At 59.5% G+C, this 20,728-nt stretch carries 23 protein-coding genes, 1 tRNA gene and 1 riboswitch; of the genes, 11 read left to right on the forward strand and 13 right to left on the reverse strand.

Annotated elements, in window-relative coordinates; translation table 11 throughout:
• Positions 1 to 5 precede the first annotated feature (5 nt).
• The 6 genes from AC6CHO_RS06125 to uriH form a co-directional block, all read right to left on the reverse strand.
• Positions 6 to 671, reverse strand: a complete 666-nt coding sequence (locus tag AC6CHO_RS06125) for an alpha/beta hydrolase (protein ID WP_498214446.1) — start codon at positions 669 to 671, stop codon at positions 6 to 8.
• Positions 672 to 673: 2 nt separating this feature from the next.
• Complete coding sequence (locus AC6CHO_RS06130) at positions 674 to 1,462, reverse strand: enoyl-CoA hydratase/isomerase family protein (RefSeq protein WP_498214166.1); 789 nt, start codon at positions 1,460 to 1,462, stop codon at positions 674 to 676.
• A gap of 32 nt (positions 1,463 to 1,494) precedes the next feature.
• A complete protein-coding gene (locus tag AC6CHO_RS06135) occupies positions 1,495 to 2,241 on the reverse strand; it encodes a LysR family transcriptional regulator substrate-binding protein (RefSeq protein ID WP_498214167.1) in 747 nt (248 codons plus the stop codon).
• Positions 2,242 to 2,326: 85 nt separating this feature from the next.
• Positions 2,327 to 2,758: a universal stress protein gene (locus AC6CHO_RS06140; protein ID WP_444661221.1), complete on the reverse strand. Its 432-nt coding sequence runs from the start codon at positions 2,756 to 2,758 to the stop codon at positions 2,327 to 2,329.
• A gap of 49 nt (positions 2,759 to 2,807) precedes the next feature.
• Entirely contained in the window at positions 2,808 to 3,515 is a 708-nt protein-coding gene (locus tag AC6CHO_RS06145; protein ID WP_498214168.1) for a dienelactone hydrolase family protein, read from the reverse strand.
• An 87-nt stretch (positions 3,516 to 3,602) separates the two neighbouring features.
• Positions 3,603 to 4,574: a uridine-preferring nucleoside hydrolase UriH gene (gene uriH / locus AC6CHO_RS06150; protein ID WP_498214169.1), complete on the reverse strand. Its 972-nt coding sequence runs from the start codon at positions 4,572 to 4,574 to the stop codon at positions 3,603 to 3,605.
• Positions 4,575 to 4,723: 149 nt separating this feature from the next.
• Here uriH and AC6CHO_RS06155 point away from each other — a divergent pair, with 149 nt between their 5' ends.
• Positions 4,724 to 5,773, forward strand: coding sequence for a LacI family DNA-binding transcriptional regulator (locus AC6CHO_RS06155; protein WP_498214170.1), 1,050 nt, complete (start codon positions 4,724 to 4,726; stop codon positions 5,771 to 5,773).
• A 23-nt stretch (positions 5,774 to 5,796) separates the two neighbouring features.
• On the opposite strand, the gene AC6CHO_RS06160 is transcribed toward AC6CHO_RS06155, so the two are convergent.
• On the reverse strand, positions 5,797 to 6,333 hold the full coding sequence (locus tag AC6CHO_RS06160) for a YdeI/OmpD-associated family protein (RefSeq protein ID WP_498214171.1): 537 nt from the start codon (positions 6,331 to 6,333) through the stop codon (positions 5,797 to 5,799).
• Between the two features lie 204 nt (positions 6,334 to 6,537).
• Between AC6CHO_RS06160 and AC6CHO_RS06165 the strand changes: the two genes are divergently transcribed.
• Positions 6,538 to 6,711, forward strand: a complete 174-nt coding sequence (locus AC6CHO_RS06165; protein WP_498214172.1) for a hypothetical protein — start codon at positions 6,538 to 6,540, stop codon at positions 6,709 to 6,711.
• A 56-nt stretch (positions 6,712 to 6,767) separates the two neighbouring features.
• Here the strand turns inward: AC6CHO_RS06165 and AC6CHO_RS06170 are convergent.
• Positions 6,768 to 6,851, reverse strand: a tRNA-Leu gene (locus AC6CHO_RS06170).
• A gap of 281 nt (positions 6,852 to 7,132) precedes the next feature.
• Here AC6CHO_RS06170 and AC6CHO_RS06175 point away from each other — a divergent pair.
• From AC6CHO_RS06175 to pknB, 7 genes are read left to right on the forward strand one after another with little or no spacing between them, the layout of a single operon-like run.
• The gene (locus AC6CHO_RS06175) at positions 7,133 to 7,945 is read left to right on the forward strand and encodes an FHA domain-containing protein (RefSeq protein ID WP_060700158.1); all 813 of its coding nucleotides are present in this window, start codon (positions 7,133 to 7,135) and stop codon (positions 7,943 to 7,945) included.
• Complete coding sequence (locus AC6CHO_RS06180) at positions 7,942 to 8,421, forward strand: FHA domain-containing protein FhaB/FipA (RefSeq protein WP_444661226.1); 480 nt, start codon at positions 7,942 to 7,944, stop codon at positions 8,419 to 8,421. The genes AC6CHO_RS06175 and AC6CHO_RS06180 overlap by 4 nt, the downstream gene beginning before the upstream one ends.
• A gap of 3 nt (positions 8,422 to 8,424) precedes the next feature.
• Positions 8,425 to 9,825, forward strand: coding sequence for a PP2C family protein-serine/threonine phosphatase (locus AC6CHO_RS06185; protein ID WP_498214173.1), 1,401 nt, complete (start codon positions 8,425 to 8,427; stop codon positions 9,823 to 9,825).
• On the forward strand, positions 9,822 to 11,219 hold the full coding sequence (locus AC6CHO_RS06190; RefSeq protein WP_498214174.1) for an FtsW/RodA/SpoVE family cell cycle protein: 1,398 nt from the start codon (positions 9,822 to 9,824) through the stop codon (positions 11,217 to 11,219). Before AC6CHO_RS06185 ends, AC6CHO_RS06190 begins: the two co-directional genes overlap by 4 nt.
• Positions 11,216 to 12,679, forward strand: coding sequence for a peptidoglycan D,D-transpeptidase FtsI family protein (locus tag AC6CHO_RS06195; protein ID WP_498214175.1), 1,464 nt, complete (start codon positions 11,216 to 11,218; stop codon positions 12,677 to 12,679). The genes AC6CHO_RS06190 and AC6CHO_RS06195 overlap by 4 nt, the downstream gene beginning before the upstream one ends.
• The gene (locus tag AC6CHO_RS06200; protein ID WP_498214176.1) at positions 12,676 to 14,490 is read left to right on the forward strand and encodes a protein kinase domain-containing protein; all 1,815 of its coding nucleotides are present in this window, start codon (positions 12,676 to 12,678) and stop codon (positions 14,488 to 14,490) included. The genes AC6CHO_RS06195 and AC6CHO_RS06200 overlap by 4 nt, the downstream gene beginning before the upstream one ends.
• The gene (gene pknB, locus AC6CHO_RS06205; RefSeq protein WP_498214178.1) at positions 14,487 to 16,391 is read left to right on the forward strand and encodes a Stk1 family PASTA domain-containing Ser/Thr kinase; all 1,905 of its coding nucleotides are present in this window, start codon (positions 14,487 to 14,489) and stop codon (positions 16,389 to 16,391) included. Before AC6CHO_RS06200 ends, pknB begins: the two co-directional genes overlap by 4 nt.
• An 11-nt stretch (positions 16,392 to 16,402) precedes the next feature.
• Here the strand turns inward: pknB and AC6CHO_RS06210 are convergent, their stop codons facing one another.
• From AC6CHO_RS06210 to AC6CHO_RS06220, 3 genes are read right to left on the reverse strand one after another with little or no spacing between them, the layout of a single operon-like run.
• Positions 16,403 to 17,047: an anthranilate synthase component II gene (locus AC6CHO_RS06210; protein WP_444661232.1), complete on the reverse strand. Its 645-nt coding sequence runs from the start codon at positions 17,045 to 17,047 to the stop codon at positions 16,403 to 16,405.
• A complete protein-coding gene (locus AC6CHO_RS06215) occupies positions 17,044 to 17,214 on the reverse strand; it encodes a hypothetical protein (protein WP_022874476.1) in 171 nt (56 codons plus the stop codon). Before AC6CHO_RS06215 ends, AC6CHO_RS06210 begins: the two co-directional genes overlap by 4 nt.
• 9 nt (positions 17,215 to 17,223) lie before the next feature.
• Positions 17,224 to 18,000, reverse strand: a complete 777-nt coding sequence (locus AC6CHO_RS06220) for a class E sortase (RefSeq protein ID WP_498214179.1) — start codon at positions 17,998 to 18,000, stop codon at positions 17,224 to 17,226.
• Positions 18,001 to 18,221: 221 nt separating this feature from the next.
• Here AC6CHO_RS06220 and AC6CHO_RS06225 point away from each other — a divergent pair, with 221 nt between their 5' ends.
• Entirely contained in the window at positions 18,222 to 18,479 is a 258-nt protein-coding gene (locus AC6CHO_RS06225) for a cell division protein CrgA (RefSeq protein ID WP_060700149.1), read from the forward strand.
• 53 nt (positions 18,480 to 18,532) lie between these two features.
• Here the strand turns inward: AC6CHO_RS06225 and AC6CHO_RS06230 are convergent, their stop codons facing one another.
• Positions 18,533 to 18,850 (reverse strand): DMT family transporter, encoded by a 318-nt coding sequence (locus AC6CHO_RS06230; RefSeq protein WP_498214180.1) that lies wholly within the window; start codon positions 18,848 to 18,850, stop codon positions 18,533 to 18,535.
• Between the two features lie 13 nt (positions 18,851 to 18,863).
• Positions 18,864 to 18,930: riboswitch (guanidine-III (ykkC-III) riboswitch) on the reverse strand.
• A 4-nt stretch (positions 18,931 to 18,934) separates the two neighbouring features.
• Positions 18,935 to 19,819: an ArgP/LysG family DNA-binding transcriptional regulator gene (locus AC6CHO_RS06235; protein WP_498214181.1), complete on the reverse strand. Its 885-nt coding sequence runs from the start codon at positions 19,817 to 19,819 to the stop codon at positions 18,935 to 18,937.
• Between the two features lie 70 nt (positions 19,820 to 19,889).
• Here AC6CHO_RS06235 and AC6CHO_RS06240 point away from each other — a divergent pair, with 70 nt between their 5' ends.
• A complete protein-coding gene (locus AC6CHO_RS06240; RefSeq protein ID WP_498214182.1) occupies positions 19,890 to 20,507 on the forward strand; it encodes a LysE/ArgO family amino acid transporter in 618 nt (205 codons plus the stop codon).
• The last annotated feature ends 221 nt before the right edge of the window (positions 20,508 to 20,728 follow it).

Below are 20,728 nucleotides of genomic sequence, written 5' to 3' on the forward strand. Positions count from 1 at the left end.
CCTTATTAATAGTGCAGGGGTGACAGGGCGCGCACGCAGGCGGCCCATTGGCTGCTGCGCGGGTCAATCCAAGTGTAATGATCGCCCTGGAACATCGCGAAGCGGTAGTCCTGTCCGAGTGCCGCCGCCTTCTGGACTGCGCGCCGGGCAATTCTTGAAGGAACGTCGGCATCGTCCCGACCATGAAAGATTACGACACGGGCGGGCATCGGCCATAATTCCACCGGGTTGTAGATGGCCAGCGGTGCGCCATCCAGCAGCAGGTCCACCGCCGAGTCGCTGAGCGCCAACTTGCGGGCATACTCCAGATCCAGCAACCCGGCCTGGCTGATGACCTGGGTGACGCGCGAATCATTGGCAGCCAGCACGCAGGCCAGCTGGGCCCCGGCCGAGTGGCCGATCAGCGTAATCGGCCCTTCCTCCTTGATCAGCCCCAAGGCCAGGCGGGCGTCGGCGAGCATCGCCGCCGCACTGCCGGGCCCACGCCGGTATTCCAGGTTGTAGGCCGGTATCCCCCGGGCGGCCAGATCCTGGGCCAGCGGAACACCCAGTTGCGCTGTGTACTTCTCGCGCCAGTACCCGCCATGGATGATCATCACCGCACCGGCAGCCGTGCTCTGCTCGGGGCCGAAGTACTGCAGGTGCTGGTCAGGGTGCGCCCCGTAGTGCATCACTAGTTGCCGGGAAAGTTCGGCGAGCGTTTTTCCACGAAGGCGGCCCGGCCCTCCATCGAATCATTGGTGGTGAAGGCGCGCTGGAAGGAGTCCGCTTCAACCAGCAGGGCATCGTGGGTGTTCAGTGCGTCCATCGTCACCAGCGCGGTTTTGGCGTTGGCCACCGCGGTGGGCGAAACAGCGGCGATCTCTTCAATGGCGGCCACGGCCTGGTCGATCAGTTCCCCGGCAGGCACTACCCGGTTGGCCAGGCCGATGCGCAATGCCTCGGCGGATTTGATCCGGCGCCCGGTGAAGATCAGTTCACGGGCCATGGCACTGCCGACCCGGCGAGGAAGACGCACGGATCCGCCAAAGCCCGGCACCAAGCCCAGGTTGACTTCTGGCTGGCCAAAGCTGGCGTTCTCCGACGCGTAGATGAAGTCGCAAGCCAGAGCGATTTCGCAGCCGCCGCCGAGGGCAAAGCCGTTGACCGCGGCGATCACCGGAACCTGCAGGGATTCCAGGCGCTCGGTCACCGCATGCATCTGGCGCCCGTAGGCCAGGGCCTGTTGTGGGTCCATGGCGTTCATCTGCACGATATTCGCTCCGGCCACAAAGGACTTCTCCCCGGCGCCGGTGATGATCACGCCGCGGTACTCGAATCCGGTGGTTTCGAACCAGTCGACAAAGGCTTCCAGGTCGTTGACGACCTCCTGGGCCAAGGCATTGAGCGACTTCGGCTGGTTGATGGTCAGGATCAAGGCTGGGCCACGCGAGGACAGCGCGAGCGTATCGAATTGCTTCATGGCTTCACTCTACCCATGCCAGCGGGACGGTTCTAGCGTTTCTTTCGCCCCTTGGATCCGCCGGGCTTGCCTGGTTTGCCGCCATTGCTGCGCGCCTGCTTCTTGGCCAGCTCCTTTTGGCGCTTGGCAGCGGTCTGGGATTTGAGCTTGGCTTCGAACTTCGCCTTGTCGTTGACGCGCTTGGCCTTCTGCTCGTGGTTGCGCACCGAAGCCTGGCGGGAGGAAGTTGCGCTGCGGCCGCGCACAATCCCGATGAATTCCTCGAGCAGGGTGGTATCTTCCATGGCCGCAGGCCACGCGATGCCCACCTGCGTTGGCGTGCCGCCTTCTACAAAGCGTGAAATGACATCCTTGCGGGCAAAAAGGCGAGCGATGCTCTGTGGCACGCGCAGGACCTGGGCGCCGGAGGCCACCACTTCCATGGCAACGCCGATGCCGCCCACCACTTCGGGGTAATCGGCGAGATCCAGTTGCGGGAAGCCCGCGACCACCTCGGCGGGGATGGATTCGTCGTAGTATTCGGCCTCGTGGTCCTTGGCCGCGCAGACCACCTCGAGTTCCTCATAGAGCGGGATCACGTGGCGGGTTTGGTCCTTGGGTGACTCCCCGCGGTAGCGCACGAACACCGCGTCGGCCCGATCCTCGGCCAGCAGATCAAGAATCTCGCCGTCATCCTGGCGCCAAGCTTGGAGCTCAACCTTCGGATGGCGCTCCTTGAAGCGATCCATCCATTTGCCGGGGGTGACGCCGGTGGCGTAGGCGATTCGAAGAGTTTGCACGGGTTAAGCCTACGCTGTGCGGGGTTAAATGCTGCAGGCGGGTACCGATGAACGGTACCCGCCTTGTCAGCGCAAGCGCTTTGGCTTACTTGTCGGTCTTCACAACCAGTACGTCGCATGGTGCCGAGTGGGCTACCGAGGAAGCTACGGAACCGAGCACGCGGCCCAGGCCCTTCATGCCAACGTTACCCACGACAATCATCGAGGCCTTACGGTCCTCAGCGTCGGAGATCAGCACGTCGCCTGGCTTTCCGTGGCCTGCTGCGGCGGTGATCTTCACGCCTGGGACGCTGTTCTTCACGTCGTTGGCAACACGCTGGGCCAGCTTGCGAGCCTGCTCTGCGTCGTCCAGGATCCAGGTGTCGGAACCGATGGAAACGACTTCTGTGTTGTCCGAGGCGTGAGCGGTGACGACCACCAATTCAGCGTCGAGCTTCAGTGCCAGTTCCGCGGCACGGCGAGCTGCGCGCTGTGCGGTTTCCGAACCGTCGACACCTACGATGATGGTTTCTGACATATTGCTCTCCTTATTTAGTAAGTGATGCTATTAAGTGATGTATAACACTTTATGGCCTTGAGGCCACTTTATCCTGTAAAAAGCCGACGGCGCGTTCCCAAGCGATAGCTGCCTGCTCAGGGTCGTAATTTCCGGCGGTATTTTCGTCATTGTGGAAGGCATGCTTGGCGTCGTAGAAGTAGTACTTCACGTTAGCGCCGGATTGCTTGCGGATTTGCTCCTCCTGGGCGCGGGCCTGCTCAGGTGGATACATTTCATCAAAGTTGGCGTAGTGGCCTTGGATATCGGCACGGATTCCGGAGAAATCATTGGGCACACCCTGGCCGACACCGTAGAACGGAACGGCCGCCGCGATTTTTTCGCCCTGCTGCGCGGCGAGCTGCAAGACGAATCCGCCACCCATGCAGAATCCGATCACGCCGAGCTTATCGCTGGTGACATGCTCGTTGGCAAGCAGGTAATCCACGGCTCCAGCAAGAAGCTGGGCACCCTTCGCTTCGGGAAGCTCGGCCATCATCTGCCCTGCTTCTTCACCGTCGTGGGTGATGGATCCGCCGTAAAGATCCGGCGCGAGGGCTACAAAGCCGAGGGCCGCGAGGCGGTCCGCTATATCCCGGATATGGTCGGTCAGGCCCCACCATTCCTGGATCACGATAACCCCGGGGCCCTTTCCGGAGTCAGGCACCGCCAGATAGCCGTGTGCTTGCGCTCCCGAGGATGGGAACGTCACGTTCTGGTGCGGGGTTTTTCCTGCCATTACGCCTCCTGATCTTCGTGTGATCCCAGTTTATGCAGGTCTGAGCCTAATTGGCATTGATGTGCCCCACATTAGCCAGAAGTTGTTTTACTTCCCGGGTGTGACTTCGCCGATCCGCTGCAGCGCATCGGTCACAAGACCCCAGAATCCGTCGTGGTCCAGATCCACGGCCACCGAGGTGTTGCACTGTTCACCGGCTGGAGCACGGAAGTCGGTGACCGTCATGCCCAGGGTCAGATCCCCGCGAAGTTCCACGTTGACCGGCGCCTTCACGGTGCGCACGATCTGTGGGTCGATCACGTAGGCCACCGCGCAGGGATCGTGGACTGGTGGCGCATCGAAGCCCTGGTGGTCGCGGTAGGCGCGGGCGAAGAAGTCCATCAGTTCGCGCACGAATTTTGCCGGGCCGGTACCGATCTTCTCGATGCTCTGGACGACCTCGGCGGTGGCCAGCGCCTGATGGGTCAGATCCAGTCCAACCATGACCACCGGCCAGTCTTCGTTGAAGACGATGTGCGCGGCTTCCGGGTCCACCTTGATGTTGAATTCGGCCACGGCGCTCCAATTGCCGGTATGGTAGCCGCCGCCCATCAGCACCACTTCGCGCACGCGGGAGACGATCCGCGGTTCCTTGCGCACGGCGAGCGCAATGTTGGTCAGCGCCCCGGTGGGAACCAGGGTGACCGCCCCTGGTTCGTGGCTCATGACCAGATCGATGATGACGTCCACCGCGTGGCGGGGGTCCAGTTCAATGGTGGATTCCGGTTGTTCCGGTCCGTCCATGCCCGAGTCGCCATGGACCGCGGCGGCGGTTTCCACCTCGCGCACCAGCGGCCGGGCACAGCCGGCGGCAAAAGGGATTCCGCTAATGCCGGCGATGGTTCCCACGGCGAGCGCGTTGGCGGTGACCTTCTCCAGGGTTTGGTTTCCTGCGACGGTGGTGACGGCCAGCAAATCGATGGCAGGGCTTCCGTGGGCCAGGATCATGGCAACCGCATCATCATGCCCTGGGTCGCAATCCAGAATGATCTTGCGGGGCGTTGCGCTGTCCTGGGCCATGGTGCCCTCCTTATTTTCCGCCGGCGGGCGGCCGGTCATTGATCACGATGCGAAGTACTTCATCCTAGGCAATTCTTTCCTGTTCTCCGAGTTGCGTCAAGCGCTTAACTTGTGAGTTGACCCGACGGATGTGCGACTACGATGGAGCCATGACGATTGCTGAGAAGACCGGAAATCACCGCGAACCACGCCGGGTCACCGCAGCCATGGTGGCAGCGCATGCTGGCGTGTCCACGGCAACGGTCTCCCTGGTCGCCAACGGAAAATCCTCCGGACGAGTCTCCGCCAAGAATGAGCAGCGCGTGCGCGAGGCCATCCGCGAACTCGGCTACATTGTCGACAGCATCGGCAGTTCACTGGCCAAGGGCGTCAGCTCCCTGGTTGTCCTGGTGGCCCCGGATATTTCCAACCCGTTCTTTGCCAAGGTCATCGCCGGCGTCCGCTCCGTGCTGGCCAGCGACTACCAGCTGATGCTCTCGGTCACCGATGCCGGCGTCTCCCCCAGCGCCAGCGAAACTCGCAAGATACTGGGCCTGCGTCCGGCCGGTTTGCTGGTGCACGCGCCGAGCCAGGAATTCCTTGAGGAGATTGGCGGCAACCTGCCCATGGTCGTCCTTGATGCCCCTGGCATTAGCGCGAAATTCCCGGCCGTCAATATGGATGTGGCCCAAGGAGCCCGCGATGTGGTGGCGCATTTTGCCGCGCAGGGGCATACCCGGGCCGCGTACTTGGATGCAATCACCGGAACGGAGACGCTCGCGGTGCGCCGGGAAGCTTTCCTCCAGGCAGCTGGCGACTTCGGCATCGAGGTCCTGCCCAGCTCGGTCGCCAGCTCCATGATCGATGTCACCGCCGCATCCGCCGCTTTCAGCGAGCACTGGCCATCATGGAAAGAGGCTGGGGTCACCGCGCTGGGTTGCGCCACCGACAACCACGCCTTCGGCGTGCTCCACGCTGCCCGCACTCTTCAGATTCGCATCCCGCAGCAGCTGGCCGTGGCAGGCTTTGACGACCTGCCCTACTCGGCCACGTCCAACCCCGCCATTACCTCGGTGCAGCTCAACGCCCAGGAAGGCGGGCGTTTGGCGGCCCTGAAGCTGCGCTCCCTGCTCGAGGGCAAGAGCCCGGAGCCGCTGCAGAGCATGCTGCCCAGTTCCCTGGTTGTACGCGGTTCCACTGTAATCGATGGGGATCGCTAGCCCCCGGTCACCGCTGGGCCGAATTACTCGACGAGCTTCCCGCTCTTGGCCAGCTCCGGGTTGGTGCACGAGGACAGGTCAAAACAGCAAGGACGGCGCTTGCCATCGCGCAGCTTGGAGATGCTGACTTCAACGCGACGCTGGCGAGTATCGGGATTCTTGGTGGAACCTACCCAGCGAACCCATTCCCACCGAGCCATCGGGGTCAATCCAACCCAGGTCGCATCCAGGTCGCTGGCCTCCTCCAAGGCTTCGGCGAGGTCGCCGGGCACCGTGGTTTCGGGCCAGCTGGAACTTGGCCGAACTAGTAGCTGGAACTGCTGCCCCGGTTCGCCCTCGAGTACTGGCGCTTGATCCGCTTCGAGATCCAGCCAGTGTCCGCGACGCCCATCGGGATCAATCACTACGGTGCCACCGGCAAAGTCCCCGAGAAGATCGACAGCCACTTGGCCCCTGCTCGAGAGCAGGTCACTGGATTCTTGTTCAAGGCGAAGGATCCGATGCCCGTTGACCAGATCAAGAGTTCCGCGAATGTCGAATGGTTCTTTGGACGCTGCCACGATGCACTACCTTTCAATTCGTCATTGGAAGTCTAGTCCAGTCGCCGAATTCCGGCACGGGACCAGGACGCAGGGCATAGGCGAGGTTCCGATGCTAGCCTTGCCGGCACCCGGTGGCTGCACAGGCAAAGCCGCAATCGATCTCCTAGCCTTGTAAATGCCATCGAAGCCTTGGCTGCAAGAGCTCAAAAGGTTGCTGTTCCCTTGGCCGAGACCGGAATCACCCAGGCAATTTTTCGAGATCCCAGCGCCGCGTTCGAGCGCGGGGCGATTCACGATGGATTACTGGGTGGAACCCTGATGGAAGGCGACCGTGACGAAGTTTCCGGCTCGCCGTCGGAAATTGTTATCAGAACGATGCCAAACGGCTTAGGGTAATGAAAAATAACCCCTGATCTGAACTTTCGTTCATTTCAGAGGTTATTTTCATTTTGTGCGCGAGGGGGGACTTGAACCCCCACGACCTTGCGATCACTGGCACCTGAAGCCAGCGCGTCTACCAATTCCGCCACTCGCGCATATCTAGTTTTTATTGCTTCGTGCTTTTGCAACAAGAAATAGCTTACACACACATTTTCAGTTCACCTAATCGATACCCGCTTATGTGGCCAGAGACACAGGCTTTACCACCTGACCTCTGTATCGTTGAGACCTCTCAGCGTGGACCACCCAAGGATTTTTCGGCATTTCCACAGCTGAAAACAGTAAGATCGAATATGAAGTTCTGTGTTCACTGCTTTTCAGCATGAATGCGAGACACTAAGACAAATGATGGACCCTTAAGGAAGGAGCACGAATAATGGGCTTTCTCGACAATGTCGAACGCGGCTTAGAGAAGGTCGTCACAAGCTTCTTTCGTGGAACCAGCACCGCAGACCTCAAGCCAGTTGAACTGACTACCGCTCTGCGCAATGAAATGGACCGCGGGATTCTGCCGATCAGCGAAGGGCGCAGCCTGGCTCCAAACGACTTTGTCGTCTCGTTGAGCACCAAAGACTTCGAAACCGCTAAAAGCTGGGGACGAGCTGTCGTCAATGAAATGGCCAAGGTCACCGCGGAACACGCCACCAGCCAGGACTATTCGGTTCAGGGCGATGTCATGATCCATTTTGTCTCCAAGCAAGACTTTAAGCCTGGAGAAATGGAAATCAACGGCTCCGTCAAGGAGACCAGTTCCCACGTTGTTGCTTCGGCACCGGTGAAGACGCCCATGGCTAAGCCCGTTGAGCAGGCGTCACCGCGCACCGTCGCGCAGCCACGCCCCAATGTCCGGCCAATCAACGAGATTCCCAAGGCGCCAACCCAGAAGCAGGCCATCCTCGAGGTCGCGGGACAGCGTTTCGCGCTGAATCACCACTCGGTTGTTTTGGGCCGTTCGGCGAGCACCGATATCCCGGTAGATGACTCAGGCGTTTCACGACAGCACATCCGCGTTGAGACGCGCGGCAAGACGAACTTTGTGGTCTCCGATTTGGGTTCAACCAACGGAACCTACGTAGACGGCAAGAAGATTTCTGCCGAAACCCCTATTTTTGACGGATCGGTCATCACCATCGGACAGACAAAAATAGTCTTTCGGCTTATCACCTCGACCAACGGAGGCCGCGTATGAACGACTTGGTTCTAAGCCTGTTTCGACTGGGCTTCCTGGTACTCATCTGGCTGCTCGTCTTGAGCGTTGTCGGATCGATGCGCCGTGATTTGGCTGTCGGATCACGAGCCCGCACGGGCAAGCCCAGCGCACGAGAACTGAAAAAGAACCCAGAGCTGGCGGAACCAGAAGCTCCGGCGCGCAAAGCCGCAACTTCTCTGGCTATTGTCGAAGGCCCCTTGGCCGGCAACAGCATCCCGCTGAGCGGTCAGCCGATCATGTTCGGCCGCGCGCAGGACGCCACCGTGGTGCTGGATGACGACTACGCCTCGGGACGCCACGCTCGGCTCTTCCCACAGGGATCACGCTGGTTCATCGAAGATTTGGGCTCCACCAACGGAACCTTTGTCGGAGACAGCCAGCTCACTCGCGCGCAACCAGTTGAGCCAGGCCAGCGGATCCGCATCGGGAAGACAGTCCTGGAATTGAAGTCCTAGCCTATGGCCCTCAAACTCAAATTTGCCGCGAAGTCTGACGTCGGACGGATTCGCAAGAAAAACGACGATTCCGCCTACGCCGGTGAATACCTGGCCGTGCTCGCAGATGGCATGGGTGGCCACGTGGGTGGCGACGTTGCTTCCGCGTCCACCGTCTTGGATCTGGTGCATCTGGATCATGCAGACATTGCCGATCCGCAAAACGCCCTGCCCGATGAAATCCAGGCCGCAAATCTGGTTTTGAACGAACTCGTGGGTGCCAACCCGAAACTTTCGGGCATGGGCACCACCGTGACATCCCTGCTGCTTTCCGGCAGTACCTTGCACATGGCCCACATCGGTGACTCGCGGGCCTACCGGCTTAAGCACGGCGACTTTGAGCAAATCAGCCGCGACCACACGTTCGTGCAGCGCCTGGTTGACGAAGGACGAATCAAGCCGGCAGAAGCCGAAGTCCATCCGCATAAAAACGTGCTCCTGCGCGTGCTCGGTGACTCGGATGCCTCGCCCGAACTCGATGTCCAGCAAATTGACGCCGAGCCCGGCGAACGCTGGATGCTGTGTTCCGATGGCCTCACCGACGCTGTTCCGCTGCCCATCATCGAGCAGATCATCCGGAATACCGCGGACATGGATGAAGCCGTTAATGACCTGGTAGCCATCACCTTGAAAAACGGTGCACCGGATAATGTCACGGTCGTGATGTTCGAAGTCGTCGAGGATACCGCTGATGAATTCAGCGAGCCTTCCGTGCAGGAACCTGCCCCGGACACCGCCCAGCTGGCCATTGCCGCTGAGGGCGATGTCGAAGCCAGCGCCTCGCTGCTTCGCCACGAGATTTCACAGCGTCCACACCTGCTGGTCGGAGCCGCGCAACTCGCCACGCAGACCGGCCAGATTCCGGTTGTCACCCAGCACACCGGCGAACGCCGCGCGGCTGCCCTGCTCACCCACCGTTCACCGGCTGCTGGCCAGATACTTGATCCATTGGAGAGCCCCACCGCTCACCGCCGCTGGATGATGCCGATCCTGCTCACCCTGGCAGCCTTCCTCGTGGTGGCCCTGGCCGTCTGGGGCTACATGTGGACGCAAACCCAATACTTTGTTGGCACCGTGGATAACAAGGTCGCCATCTACAAGGGTGTTCCGCAGGAACTTGGACCGATTTCGCTTTCCGAGGTCGATACCGTGAGCAAGGTTCCGCTGGAATCGCTGCCGGATTACTCGCGCCAGCGAGTGGAAGCAACCATTTCGGCGGATAACCGCGAGCATGCCCAAATGATCATCCAGGAACTGCTGGTCACCGCGAAGCAAAATTGTCCGGTAACAGTTCCCGGATCAAAAGATTCACCAAGTAGCAACCAAACCCAGCTGCCAGCCTACTGTCAGGAGATCATGCAATGACCGAAGTGCAAACCGCTCCGGTACCACGGCGCAATCTCGAGCTGCTGCTGCTTGTCCTGGCCCTCTGCGTCGGCAGTGCGGCGTTCTTCCTGGTGGGTAGCACCACCGAGGATGTCGACAATACCGACTTCTATATCCAGATGAGCATCATGGCGGTGCTCGCCTTGTCTGTTCACGTGCTGCTGCGCATCTTCGCTAAATATGCCGATCCGGTAATACTTCCGATCACGGTGGCCTTGAACTGCCTCGGACTGGCCATGATTCACCGTATTGACTTGGCAAAGGGCACATCCCAGTCGGCCCGGCAACTACTCTGGACGGCTATCGCCATCGTCATCGCCGCGGCAGTCCTCTGGGTCATCAAAGACCACAGGATCCTGCGCCGATTCACTTATATAGCTCTCCTGCTATCCATCGTGCTGCTCTTGCTGCCGCTGATTCCAGGCTTGGGCGTCACCATCAACGGTGCCCGTATTTGGATCCGCATGGGCATGTTCTCGCTGCAGCCTGGCGAGCTCGCAAAGATCTCGCTGTCGGTCTTCTTCGCCGGATACCTCTCCTCGAACCGCGACTTGATCCTGCTGGCCGGGCGTAAATTCGGACCGCTGCAGCTGCCTCGCCTGCGGGATATGGCGCCTATGGTCATCGCTTGGCTGCTGTCCATCGGTGTTCTGGTGGTTCAGCGCGACTTGGGATCAGCGATCCTGTTCTTCGGCCTGTTCATCGTGATGGTGTACGTGGCTACAGCCCGTATCTCCTGGGTATTGATCGGCATGCTCATGGTTGTCGCCGGTGGCATTGTCGCTGGCTTGACCATGAGCCACGTGACCCGGCGCCTTGATGTATGGCTCAACGCCTTCGACCCGACCATCTACCAGGCCACCGGCGGAAGCATGCAGATCGTCGAAGGCCTGTTCGGCATGGCCGATGGCGGACTATTCGGCACCGGCCTGGGCGCTGGCTCCCCCTACCGGGTGCCGCTGGCCAATTCGGACATGATCATCGCCTCCTTCGGCGAAGAAATCGGCCTGATCGGCGTAACCGCAATTGTCCTGCTGTACATGTTGCTGGTTTCCCGCGGCCTGCGTGCAGCCCTCGGTTCCCGTGACACCTTTGGCAAGCTGCTGGCCGCCGGCCTGTCTTTCACTCTGGGACTGCAGTGTGTAGTCATCATCGGTGGCGTCACCCGCCTGATTCCACTGACCGGGCTGGCGACGCCATTCATGGCGGCTGGCGGGTCTTCACTGCTGGCCAACTGGATCATCATCGCCCTCCTGCTCTTGATATCGCACAATTCACGCCGGCCGAAGTCCGGCGTCTCAGGACCTACCGATGAAATTGCAACACCCAGCAAAGCCCCAACGACCAGCACCAAGGTGGTGAAGAGCAAGTGAATCAGGCCATTAAGCGAGTTTGGGTTGCACTGACCCTGCTCTTTGTCATCTGCCTTGGCGGTTTGAGCTACATCCAGTTCTTCGACGCCGACCAGCTCACGGACAACGCGCTGAACAAGCGCCAGCTGTACCGCGAATTCGATTTGCCCCGCGGCGCCATATTGGTTGACGGCAAGCCGATCGCCGAGTCGGTGCCTACCGACGATGGACAATTCGAATACCAGCGCAAGTACACCGATCCGGAAACCTATGCGCACCTGACCGGATACTACTCGCTGGCCAGCGGCACCACCCAGCTGGAGTCCTCGCTCAACGATTGGCTGACCGGAACCAGCTCGGACCTGCTCTATGACCGCATGCTGGCGATGTTCACCGGCAAGAAGTCCGAAGGCGCCTCGGTAGAGCTGACCATCGATGGCGCGCTGCAGAAGACCGCCTTCAACGCCATCCCCGATGGCGTGAAGGCAACCATTATTGTCACCGATCCAAAGACCGGCGACATCCTGGCAATGGCTTCCAAACCGAGCTACGACACCAACGACTTGGCGGTCCATTCGACATCCAAGGCTGCTCAGAACCTCAAGGAGGTCAGCGATATTGACGGCCTGAGCCCGTATCGGAACCCGGCCATCAACAACCTGAGCTTCCCTGGTTCTTCGTTCAAGATCCTCAGCACGGTCGCCGCCCTGGAATCCGGCAAGTACGACCTGGATACCGTGATCAACAATCCGGTATCGGTGAACTACCCGAATTCCAGCACGCCGATGAATAACTTTGGCGAAGGCATCTGCGCCCGTGAACCGCGCGCCCGCTTGGCCTTCATCTTCGCCCAGAGCTGCAACACTCCATTTATGGAAATCAGCCAGACTGTGGGCAAGGAAGAGTTCGCCGACGTGGCCGAGCGCTTCGGCTATGGCCAGCAACTGAACATTCCGCAGAACGTGGTGCCAAGCAAGTTCCCGACAGCCAAAGCCGATGCCGCTGAATTGGCCCGCATGGCTATTGGCCAGGGCGATAACCAGGTCACCCCGCTGCAAATGAATATGGCTGCCATGGCCATCGCCAATAAGGGCGTGATCATGAAGCCGAACATGATCGACAAGGTCATCGCCCCGGATCTTCGGGTGATCGAAGAGCCGAAGCCAGAGAAATTCTCCACGGCCACCAGCCCGGAGATCGCCGAGCAGCTCGCCGGCCTGATGGAAGGTCCGGTGAAGAACGGCACGGCCATGAATGCCGCGGTTCCGGGTGTGGACTTCCGCGCCAAGACCGGTACGGCGCAGCTGCCTGCTACTGATGACGAAGTCCGGAGGGTGAACTCCTGGATGACCGGCTTCGCCCCGGCAGATGACCCTCAGGTGGCCATTACGGTCACCTTGCAAGACGTAGATTACAACACTGGTCACAACACGACCGGTGCACTGATGAAGACGATGTTAAAGGCGGTGTTCAACAAGTGAGGCCAGTAACCGGCACCACCTTGGGCGGTCGTTACAAGCTGACCGACCGCATTGCGATCGGTGGCATGGGCGAAGTTTGGAAAGCTCGCGACCAGGTCCTTGGGCGCCTCGTGGCGATCAAGATCCTCAAGGAGGAATACACCGACAACGAGAGCTTCTTGACGCGCTTCCGCGTTGAGGCCCGCCACACCGCCCTGCTCAACCACCCGGGCATCGCTGGCGTCTTCGACTACGGCGAAGAGCAAGGCTCTGCCTACCTGGTCATGGAACTAGTTCCCGGCCCGCCGCTGTCAACCATCATCGAGCGTGAACGCAAGCTCGAAGTCGACCGCACCCTCTCGCTGATCGCGCAGACCGCTCGAGCGCTGGCTGCAGCCCACGAGCACGGCCTGGTGCACCGCGATGTGAAGCCGGGCAATATCCTGGTCATGCCATCGGGTGTTGTGAAGATTACCGACTTCGGCATCGCCCGCCTGGCCGACCAGGTGCCTTTGACCGCCACCGGCCAGGTGATGGGCACCGCCCAATATCTGGCTCCTGAGCAGGCGACCGGGCAGAACGCGACCGGCAGCTCCGATATCTACGCCCTGGGCGTCATCGGCTACGAATGCCTGGCCGGGCGACGTCCGTTCACCGGTGAATCGCAGATCGCCATCGCCCTGGCACAGGTCAACGATGCTCCCCCCGCCTTGCCGGACACCATTCCGGCACCGGTGCGCCAGCTGATCATGTCGATGCTGGCCAAGAACCCTGCGGATCGCCCAAAGGACGCCACCGCACTGGCCAAGGCCGCCGACGCCCTGCGCGCCGGAGATACCAACACCGCCACCATGGCGGTCCCGGGCATGCTCGCCACCGGTATTTCCGAGGACGCGACGCAGGCGCTGAACCTGGATGATGACGCCACCCGCGCCATGACCCGCCAGGATTCTGCCCCGACGATGACCAATGCCATGCCGACCGTTGTGGAACCTGCGGCTGCGGCCAGCGGTTTCTCCGCGGCTAGCAATCAGGGCGCCACCGGCTTTGACGATGAGGATGCCGACGCCCAGGATCCTGCACCGCAGGAATCCAAGCGGAGCCCCTGGCTGATCCCATTGATCGTGATTATCGCCTTGGCTGTAGTCATTGCGCTGCTGGCCTGGTTGATTCCTGCCATGAGCAGCAACAACGACGATCGCCCAACCGCGACGTTGACCGAAAGCAGCACCGAATCTGCCGAGTCCACCGAACCGACCGAGGAGACGACCGAGCCCTCCGAGGAGACCACCGCGGCGTCCGAAACTTCGCAGTCCCCCTCGGAAAGCCCAAGCGAGAGCCCTGAGTATGTCCAGGTGTCCTCCTCGCTGATCGGCCAGGATATCGACACGGTCACCCAGCAGCTTGAAAGCCAGGGCCTGAAGGTTGATGCGGTGCCGCAGGAAACCGATCAGGCCGATCCGCGCGAAGTGATCTCGCTGAACCCGACGGGCAACGTCGAAGTTGGCGAAACCGTCACCGTCACCTACGCCATGGCACCGGAAACCCTCGAGGTTCCCAAGGTCACCGGCATGAGCTTCGAAGCTGCCCAGAAGCGGATTCAGGATGCCGGCCTGGCAGCGGCGAAGGGCGATGAACGCAGCGACTCCTCGGTTGCCGGCACCGTCCTGTCCCAGGACGTATCGGCAGGCAGCGAAGTTGAGCCTGGCACCACCGTCACCCTGGACCTCTCCACCGGCCCCGAAGAGGAGCCTGAAGAGTCTTCAACCCCAACGGCAACACCTACCGCATCGCCGACCGCCACGGAATCGGACCAGAGCACAGCACCATGAGCGAAGTTGAAGAATTGCCGCCTGGCTTGCCGCGGATGATCAGCGACCGATATGAGATTGAATCGCTCATCGGCCGCGGTGGCATGGCGGATGTCTACCTGGCACTGGACCATGTGCTTTCGCGCAAGGTCGCAGTCAAGGTGCTGCGCCCGGACACGGCCAGCAATCCCATGGTGGTCAACCGCTTCCGGCGCGAAGCGAAGGCAGTCGCGGCGCTAAGCCATCCGAATATCGTTGCCGTGTACGACACCGGTGAGCTTCCAACCTCCGAACAGCAGCACGAGCGCCTGCCCTTCATGGTCATGGAGTATGTCACCGGGAAAACCCTCAAGCAGGTCATTTCCCAGGACGCCATTGACGCCGAATTTGCCGTAAAAGTCACCCGCGGCGTGTGCGAGGCACTGGATCATTCGCACGCGAATAATGTGGTGCACCGCGATGTAAAGCCTGCGAATGTCATGGTCACCGACGCCGGGCATGTGAAGCTGATGGACTTCGGCATCGCCAGGGCGCTGGACAACTCCGCCACGATGACGCAGACCGCCGCCGTGGTGGGCACCGCGCAGTACTTCTCCCCCGAGCAAGCCCGTGGCGAGCAAGTGGATTTCCGTTCCGATATCTACTCGGCCGGATGCCTGTTTTACGAGCTGATGACCGGCAGGCCACCGTTCACCGGGGATTCTCCGGTCTCCGTGGCCTACCAGCACGTCGGCGAGATCCCACCGGCCCCGAGCGAGGTCGCGCAGGACGTGGATCCGATCTTCGACCCGATAGTGGCCAAGGTGCTCTCCAAGGAACGCGATGACCGTTTCCAGTCCGCTGGAGCCTTCGCAACGGCCTTGGAGAACGCCCTGAACGGGATCGAATTCCATGAGGACCAGTCCACGCCGGCAACCTACACCTTGCCAATTTATGGCAATCACCACTCCACCGAATCTGGTTTTGCTGCCCAGGCGGCACCCATGACCACGGAGCATCCGGTCTTCACGACCCACGATGAACCGGTGGAAACCACACGCCATCGGACCAACCGCGGCCTGATTGTCCTGTTGTCGCTGGTCGCCCTGCTTGCTGTGGCGATTGCCAGCTTCCTGGTGATTCGTTCAATCCAGGCCGATGCCGAAAAGCGTGCGCCGGTAGCCATTCCCGATGTCAAGAACCTGTCCGAGGACGACGCCAGCAGCCTGCTGCGCGATGCGACCTTCAACGTGCGCGTTGAGCGCGAGTTCAATGAAGACGTGGATGAGGACAAGGCCACGCGCACCGATCCTTCCTCTGGTACGCAAGTGGCCAAGGAATCCACGGTGACTTTGTATATCTCGGAAGGATCGGAACAGCGGACTATTCCCAAAGACCTCGCCAATCAGTCCGAGACGGCCGCTCGAGATGCCTTGCGCCAAGCAGGACTCGAAGTCGGTGAAGTCACCCGCGAAAATTCGGCAACCATTCCGACGGACTGGGTCATTGGCACCAGCCCGGAGCTTGGCGCCAAGGTCAAAGCAGGTTCCGAGGTTGACCTGATCCTCTCGACCGGAAAGGTGCAAGTTCCCGATGTCTCTGGAATGAGCCGGGACGAGGCCCAGAAGGCGCTTGAAGCAGAAGATGTTGGACTCAAGGCCCAGTTCGTCGAGGTCGAAACCGATGACTATGAAGAGGGAACGCTGTTCACGCAGTCGCCGGAAGCTTCCGAGGAAGCTGCTCCAGGGGACCTGGTAAAGATCTCAGTGGCCGTTCCCGTACCGGAGCCAACTCCGTCTGAGACCCCGACTCCCAGCCCGTCCGAGAGTGAAAATTCGGATGATTCAGATAGCGAATCACCGAGCGGAACTGCTTCGCCATCGCCGAGCGAGACGCAGCGAGGAAAATTGCCCCCACCGGCCAAACCCGGTGAGGGCAATTAGTCAGCGGTCGATTATTCGCCGCTAAAAAGCGGGCTCAGGGTGGCTGCCTTCGCGGCGGCCCCCTGCAAGCCCAGGAATTCCAACCAGTTGCCCAGCATCTGATACCCCTGCTCGGTCAAGACCGACTCCGGGTGGTACTGCAATCCCCACAGCGGGGCTTCCCGGTGTGCCAGGGCCATGATGACTCCCCCAGCCGTCTGGGCGATGATTTCCAACTCTTCCGGGATGCTCTCGCGCACTGCAGCCAAGGAATGGTACCGGGTCGCGGTGAACGGATTGGCAACGTTGTTAAACACCGGATGGTTCTCGTGATTAACCAGCGAGGTCTTGCCATGCATCAGTTCTTCAGCATGGGTCACCGTTCCGCCATAGGCCTCGGCCAACGCCTGATGCCCAAGGCAGACGCCCAGCATCGGCTTGCTCTGCTGTCCGCACCACTTGATCAGATCAATGCTGACACCGGCGCCGGCGGGGTCTCCGGGGCCCGGTGAAATCAATACACCGTCGTATTCAGCAGCTAGCTCGATGGCTTCCTGGACGGTCAAGTCATCGTTGCGATGAACAGTGGTCTCGGCACCCAATTCCTGGAGATAGCCCACGAGGGTATAGACAAAGCTGTCGTAATTGTCGATCACTAAAATCTTGGTGCTGCTCACGAGGTACTCTGGCCAATCGTTGAATCGGTAAAGGGGCTGATGTACTGGTTCAGCCACGGGAAAACATACACCATCAGTAATAGCACGATGGCGGCAATGAGAATCAATGCTTCAAAAATGCGAAGCCACAGGGGGCCGGGAAGGTTTCTGAAAATCCAGGCGTACATATATTCCTCCTAGCTCGTTGCGTCGATAACCATGTCGCGGATTTCCTTGGGCGGGCCGGCATCCAAGGGCCGCCAATCCGTCAGCTCGGAGTATGCGATCATCCGCTGCTGAGTTGTGTACTTCGGGTGGCAGGTGGTCATGGTCAGGATCGATTTTGTTGGCTCTACTCCCCATTGATGCGGGGTCGGCAAGAGGACATCACCGTTGGAAGGAGCGACGATTTCTGTGGCATACCAGGTGTAGGTGTAATACCCCTCGGCCGTTTGCAGATAAATCTTGTCACCCTTTTGAAGCTTGTCGATGTCCCAGAACACTTGTCCATGGGTTTGGCGGTGGGCGGCAACCGCAAAGTTGCCCAGCTCTCCCGGTTGCTGGGTTGACGGGTAATGCCCGATACCCAGATTGTCGATCACCCGATCCTCAACACCACTGGTCACGGGGTGATGCGATCCATGGCTGCCAAAACGCGGGAAGTACATGATCCCGAAAGTCTCCCCTGGCGCAATTTTTGTCACAGGTGCTGGACCGTAGTCTTTTTCTTCTTCCGCCGGCTCTTCAGAATCAGGAATTACGACATCGCCGAGTTCCTGCACAAGTCCCTGGGTCGCCTGCTGCTGGGCTTGGGCCGAGTCGATATTGGTCCACCACAGCTCCCACGCTACATAGAGCATCAAGACGATGCCCAAGGTAATGAACAGCTCGCCAAGGAATCCAACGACAACGTTTCCCGCAGACCGAGGCCGGCGTTCCATGCGTCGACCTTGCACTGTGGCGGATCTGTTCACAGCTCTCAAGCTCCTTAGGGCATTCGTATATAACGATCTGTCAATGCACGCGTGCTGATGCGGGCCAAAACCCCGGAGATCCCACGGGTTGCGGCTAGTATGGAAGCTACGTAGGAATGCAGCAAGCAGTTCTCAGCATTCTTGTACCCAAGCCTACCGGGAAGACGTTAATGTCTCCCACATTTACTACATTAAGCAGATGAAGCCGAGGGAGCATTCGAGTGCCGGAGTCAAAACCACGACGCAAGAACACAACGCAGGCCCGAGCCGAGCGCCAAAGCGCCCACGCTATCGATAAGCCAATGCCGGGCTGGTACAAGCCGGTCATGTTTGGCCTCATGCTCATAGGCCTGCTCTGGATCATCGTCTACTACATTTCCCAGACCCTATTTCCAATCCCCAATATTGGTGGCTGGAACATCGTGATCGGATTCGGCATCGCGATGGTCGGATTCTTCATGACAACAGGCTGGAAATAGCACTTTCGCCGGTCCCCGAAGGGACCGGCGAATTTTGTTTAAGGGATTTTTCCCTAGTGGCTAACGGCCTTGAGGCCAATAACGCAGCCAACAAGCCCCAGGATGAAGACCACCTTCAGAAGCGAGAAAGCTTCTTGGCCCGTGACCATGGAGTAGATTACTGCGAGCGAGGCTCCGATTCCCACCCAAATCGCGTAGGCTGTACCCACCGGAATTTCCTTCATCGCGTAGGCCAGACCGGCCATGGATACGATCAGCCCAGCAATGAAGATGATAGTGGGAACGACCTTTGAGAGACCCTCGCTCATCCCCAAAGCGACAGCCCATACGGCCTCGAAAACGCCAGAAATTATAAGTACGGCCCAGTACATGCCAGATTTCCCTTCTGGCCGTCTTGTCGCGCTCCGGGTACGGCTCCCTCGTCCGGGTTCAGGCATTCATGGCCTGCAACAAGCTCAGGCTATCAAATGCAGGCCGCCGTGACGGGCCGCCGTGACCAGGATGCCATCGATCGTGTTGAGCAAGTCGGAGTCAACGGCCCAACGCTGTAAATACAGGGGAACATCCGCGAACCATTGCTCGTGTAGCACCTGGACCCCGGCAGCCTGCGCCAATTGCAATTCCGGAATCATCCCCCATCCCATGCCCGCTTCGATGGCGTTGACATATTTTAGAGAATCCGGAATATGGTGCACTGCGGCCGTTGGACGGCTTCCGGAACCAGCAGCCCGCTCGAGCATGTCATACTGCAGCGGGTCCTCGCGGTCAAAAACCACCATCGGGGTTTTCACCAGTTGCTCGGGGGCTCTTTGGGACAGATACCGGTCGATGATGCGCGGTGAAGCTGCCGCCCGATAGCGCATTGCTCCGAGTTTTTTGCTGACACATCCTTGCAGGGCGTCGGCCGTTGCCGTGACTACTGCGCTGACTCGACCGGTGCGCAGAAGTTCCAGTCCCCTGTTTTCATCGGCGCGAAGAATCTCTATCGATAGATCGTCAATTTCGGCCAGCTCTTCGAAGATCGGATTAAACCAGGTGGAAAGCGAGTCGGAGTTAACCCCGAGGGCTATGGACAGAGGTTTGCCTCCTGAGAGTTCCCGGGCAAATTCTGTGCTGAGCAGCGACATTTGCCGCGCATAGCGCAGCACCTTATATCCCTGTTCGGTCGGAACGACTGGGCGACTCCTGACGACAAGAATTGCGCCAAGTCGATTTTCAAGGGCCTTGATCCTCTGACTGACAGCAGAAGGAGTAATCCCCAAATCTATGGATGCGTCGTCAAAGCTTCCAGCATCAACGATGGCCAGAAGGGTCTCGAGATGTTCAACGTCGATATTCACATTAGGAACTCTAATCTAGATTCAGAAAGTTAAGTTCGACTAAGGTGATTGAATCTCATACGGTTTCTCCATGACCGCAACTTCTTTTTTCTTCGGACTCACCACCGGCTTATCGCTGATCGTGGCGATCGGTGCGCAAAATGCCTTCGTGCTTCGCCAGGGCATCCGGAAAGAACATGTCTTCATCACTGCCCTTATCTGCTCCTTGTCGGACGCGGCCCTGATATTCGCTGGGGTTAACGGCATGGGCGTCCTGGTTGAACGCGTTCCTTGGCTGCTGGTCGTCGCTAGATTTGGCGGTTTCATATTTCTTGCGAGCTACGCTCTATTCGCCTTCCGCAGAGCGATTAAGCCTGATTCTCTCAAGGTCTCCGGCCGCGCACAGGCAACAACTGTGCTGTCGGCCATCGGAACCACACTGGCACTCACCTGGCTCAATCCACACGTGTATATCGACACGGTCCTGCTGCTGGGTTCCGTTGCCGTTGCACAAGGCGCCGGCTCTGGCTGGTTTGCTTTTGGAGCTATCACCGCAAGCTTCCTCTGGTTTTTTGCGCTGGCCTACGCGACTCGGTTCCTCGCCCCGGTTTTCGCCAGGCCCAGAGCATGGCAGTTTCTTGATTTCATCATCGGCATCTTCATGCTGGTCTTCGCGGCCCTGTTGATTTGGCCAGTTTTCACCACGTAATCCACAAGCACAGGATGTTATCCACACGGGTTGTGCACAAGTTCCACCAACAGTTGTTCACAAACTTATCCACAGGTGGGGATATCAATGTGCGAATTGAGAATATTTATTTGAAACATCAGGTCAGATGTTGCTTGGGGCCATCAAATGACAAGCGTGTAAGTTATTAACATTGTGGATTCCAGCTGTGGATAAGGGTCATTAACCGCCTGCTGCCAACA

The sequence above is a fragment of the Glutamicibacter sp. GQ173 genome (assembly GCF_059759215.1).